The sequence below is a fragment of the Idiomarina sp. UBA4206 genome (genome assembly GCF_002383015.1).
GTDB classification, from domain to species: Bacteria; Pseudomonadota; Gammaproteobacteria; order Enterobacterales; family Alteromonadaceae; genus Idiomarina; species Idiomarina abyssalis.
Map to the genome: position 1 here is coordinate 3,579 of NZ_DFTS01000008.1, position 3,527 is coordinate 7,105.

The following is a 3,527-nucleotide window of genomic DNA, read 5'->3' on the forward strand; positions in this document are numbered from 1 at the left end:
GTCGCCATCAAGTACCCGGCGTCAGGCGCAGCAGAAGGTTGCTGATGTGGTTGAGCCGCTGGTTTGGGTCGGAATGAATTAAACATATCCAAAAAGGAAACTTGCTAAACTTTTGGATGTCACATACATTGATAGAAGCAGTGTGTAATTTAATGTATAATTTCGTCCCGCTGTTGACTGAACTATAAGGATTATTGGTGTGACTGACTACAAAAAGCTTGAGAATCAGCCGCTTAAGCTGGTTCTTGCCGAATTTCGGTTTTCCCAAATTCTGCAAATTGAGCAATACATTCCGGAGCTCCAAGAAATGCTTCGGAAACAGTACCCTACATTCCGTAAAAGTGCAGAGCAGTCCGTTCACGTCAAACCTGATGGTTTAGAAGTCACGTCCATTAGCCGTTGGTCATTTGCATCAAGTGATAAAAAGCATGCTATTGATATCAGTCAAGATCGACTTATTTATTTTACTAATGCATATCCGCGGTTCGAGGGCTTTTCTGAAGCGTGTAAGAACGTTCTTGATAAGGTTATTGAAATTATAGATCCTTCATTATTATTAAGGGTTGGACTCAGGTATTGTGATTTAATTACGGCTAATAATGAGGATGAATTCATCCAGTTAGTTGATAGGAAATTTATTCCTACAGCAACGACAGCGGGAATCGGGAGAACAAGACACCTGAAAACAGAGAATTATGTTGAAACGCAACATGGGACGCTATCTATTCGCTCATGGTTTGGTGAGATGCCGCTAACCTGCCCACCAGACATTGATAATGTTCCGGTACAAATTAAGCGTGATGATACACCGTCATTAAGGTTAATTCTTGACTTCGATCATATTTGGGAAGCGGGTGACGAATCAGTATCTTTCAACTGTGATGAGGTCCTTAGCAGACTATCTGATTTACACGACGCGTCACGAGCAGCGTTTTGGGAAGTCACTACAGAATTTGCGAGGGACAAAAAATGGAATTAGCTGCCCCGGATTTCAATTTAGCGACTCAAGAGCTTCATGGATACATGTATAGCAAACGGGCATCTCAACCTGTCATAACGCTAACATGTAACGATGTAGAGTCGCCTATCCCTGGAGTAGTAAACGGGTCCGGAGGAAAATTCACCGTAACCCTAGCGCAATCTCACAGTGGAGCAGGAGTTTCTTTTGTAGTTCAAACAGGGAACTCAATAGCTATTGCGATAGATAAAATCTGTGGAACCTTCGGACTAACCAAAGAACAGCTTGCTGAGATTTTAGGAACTACTAGAAAAACGATTTATAACTGGATTGAGGGTGTTGCCCCACGTTCTAATACGCTGGTTCATATTCATGAGCTCCAAATGACCGCAAATGAATGGGTGAAAAGCGGTTTACCACATCCAGGTGAGCAGCTTCGTGAACCGGTAATTGAAGAGCTATCTCTTTTTGACCTTATTAAAAAAGGTGAAAAGGACTTAATTTTATTTGCTGGCAACAGATTAATGTTGCGCGGAGCAAAGAACAAATCATTGTCAGATCCATTTGCCTAAAGGTTACGAGTTATGATGGGAAGCAAACTCGAAGATAGTGGATGGCGGCAAGGTTCAATTCTTAAGGATGAGGACGCGGCAGAGCTTGCAAAACTGTGCGGGTTTGAGCCTGAATTTGAGTATTATGCCGTTGTATCCTCGCAGTCTTGTGATATCGCGAACGACAACTTAGAGCTTGAACCCAATGTTGAGGTTTATTTTGTGCAAGGCGGTTTGGATAGTTTAAATGGTAATTATCGGCATAATAAAAATGCTCGCTTACTGCACACGAGTTTCATTCAAAGAGTTAATAGCAATTCTCTATCGGAAGAAAGGCTCATAGAAATTAAAGCCTTTGATAAACAATTCATTGCTAAAGCTTGGTTTTCTGAGCGCTCTCCTGACGATACGAGACTATTTGAAGAATACGACTTGCGACATTTCTCAGATTGGCTTGCCGCTCGGTACTCACGTCCAGCTTTACCCAGTGAGTTCAATAGACGAATTGATGCATTTGATCGAAAAGGGAAACTCAGGCAAAAGGCAAAAAAAGCGACTAATGAGCTATCTGGGATGTATGTTGAAATCCATCCTTTTGATGAAATTGCCGATGGTGAGCAGTACCGAGTAAATCTCTTGGGCACTATTCCTGTAGACTTTGATGGTGATATCGGCGCTGCCGAATCAGCACTTGAAAAACATGCAGAAGTATTACGCGCAGCCCAAATGGACGTCACCATTCGGCTAGCAAGAGAAGATGAAATTTCGATTGCTGTTATCCGTAGGTTTAAGCGTTTTTATTATGATGATCTTTCTTATAGCGCTGGCACAGCGCTACCTGTAGAGGTAATGGAATAAACTCAGTTTAAAATACCTGCAAATGCATTAATTCGAACTGTAAGCTTGATATAAACATAGCCAAAGTTCACACTTTTAACGGGTTTTTATTTGATTCAAAAACGCGATAAGCTTTCCGCCATTTAATGGACTACTTTCAACGCTTAGTTGCTCCCAATAGTCAACCATTTCAGCTTCATGAGTGTTCAATGGGCGGCCGCCACCGCTAGATTTAGAGCAGGCTCCGGCGCTGAGGCACAAATTTATATTGCCGTACTCAATTAATACTCTAACGCAGGTGGGCTCGCCTGCTTTTTGCAGTTCATTGATGGTGCCATTAATCCACCCTGCCTGGCTACTATCCCAAATTCGTTCTTGCTCGTTGATTATGACTTTAATCATTGCCCTTCCTTGTATTAAATTTAGTATCGAACTGGTATAAGGAAGGGGCGACTGCAAACTGCCCCTTAAGTTTCTTAGTTCGGGGTTGAACGGTAATGCTCAGGGACTTTCGTACCATCCTTTTTCTTGTAGGCTGGTACATGAACCTTCTTCTTACCACCACTCGTCTGCGCCATGTGATTTACCTCATGGAAAATTTAGCGAAGTTGTATCAGCGAGGTACGAGCTAAATCCTCACCTTGTGGATTATTTGGGGATGGTTGGTTAAAACTTCAACTAACAGGGTTGGCTTATTCACAAATTTTTGAATGAAGCTGGGAATGGTGGACTTATCACGGACAGCATTGGAAATTTCGCGCTTAATAGCGTTTCGAACCCTTTACTCAGAAACTCGAGCTTATCTGACTTTAAATAAATAACGTCACATTTAGTATCATATCTCTTTGATAACCTTTTCGTTAAATTATCTAGTTGGTTTTTAGAAATAAAACCAGGCTGTGCTGTTTCACTTAGTTTTGCATTCGGAGTGTATAAAATTATCGCCTGATCCTCGTTTCGAACGCTTAAATCAGAAACGCAGTACTTACGAAGCTCTACTGGAAACTCTGTGATTTTTGATTTTTCAAGCAAGACCGATATCCTCCCAACCACGCAATAATAGTGAACATAGTTGACGTGTTCTTCGTGGCCAATTCTTAGCAGAGGACAGCGAATAGCTTTTTAAAGTAATAATGTTGCCATCCTTATGAATTTTGAGCTCAGGTTCATAGTCTGCAGCG

4 protein-coding genes are annotated in these 3,527 nt (G+C 41.7%); 3 read left to right on the forward strand and 1 reads right to left on the reverse strand.

The window, feature by feature from the left end:
- Nucleotides 1-199 precede the first annotated feature (199 nt).
- Genes B3180_RS00915 through B3180_RS00925 form a run of 3 tightly spaced genes read left to right on the forward strand, consistent with a single transcriptional unit; the run spans nucleotide 200 to nucleotide 2,367 of the window.
- A complete protein-coding gene (locus B3180_RS00915) occupies nucleotides 200-979 on the forward strand; it encodes a TIGR04255 family protein (protein WP_278358918.1) in 780 nt (259 codons plus the stop codon).
- Nucleotides 970-1,530: a hypothetical protein gene (locus B3180_RS00920; protein WP_278358917.1), complete on the forward strand. Its 561-nt coding sequence runs from the start codon at nucleotides 970-972 to the stop codon at nucleotides 1,528-1,530. The genes B3180_RS00915 and B3180_RS00920 overlap by 10 nt, the downstream gene beginning before the upstream one ends.
- A gap of 12 nt (nucleotides 1,531-1,542) precedes the next feature.
- Nucleotides 1,543-2,367 (forward strand): hypothetical protein, encoded by an 825-nt coding sequence (locus B3180_RS00925; protein ID WP_278358916.1) that lies wholly within the window; start codon nucleotides 1,543-1,545, stop codon nucleotides 2,365-2,367.
- A 75-nt stretch (nucleotides 2,368-2,442) separates the two neighbouring features.
- On the opposite strand, the gene B3180_RS00930 is transcribed toward B3180_RS00925, so the two are convergent.
- Nucleotides 2,443-2,748, reverse strand: a complete 306-nt coding sequence (locus B3180_RS00930; protein WP_278358915.1) for a hypothetical protein — start codon at nucleotides 2,746-2,748, stop codon at nucleotides 2,443-2,445.
- Nucleotides 2,749-3,527: the final 779 nt, after the last annotated feature.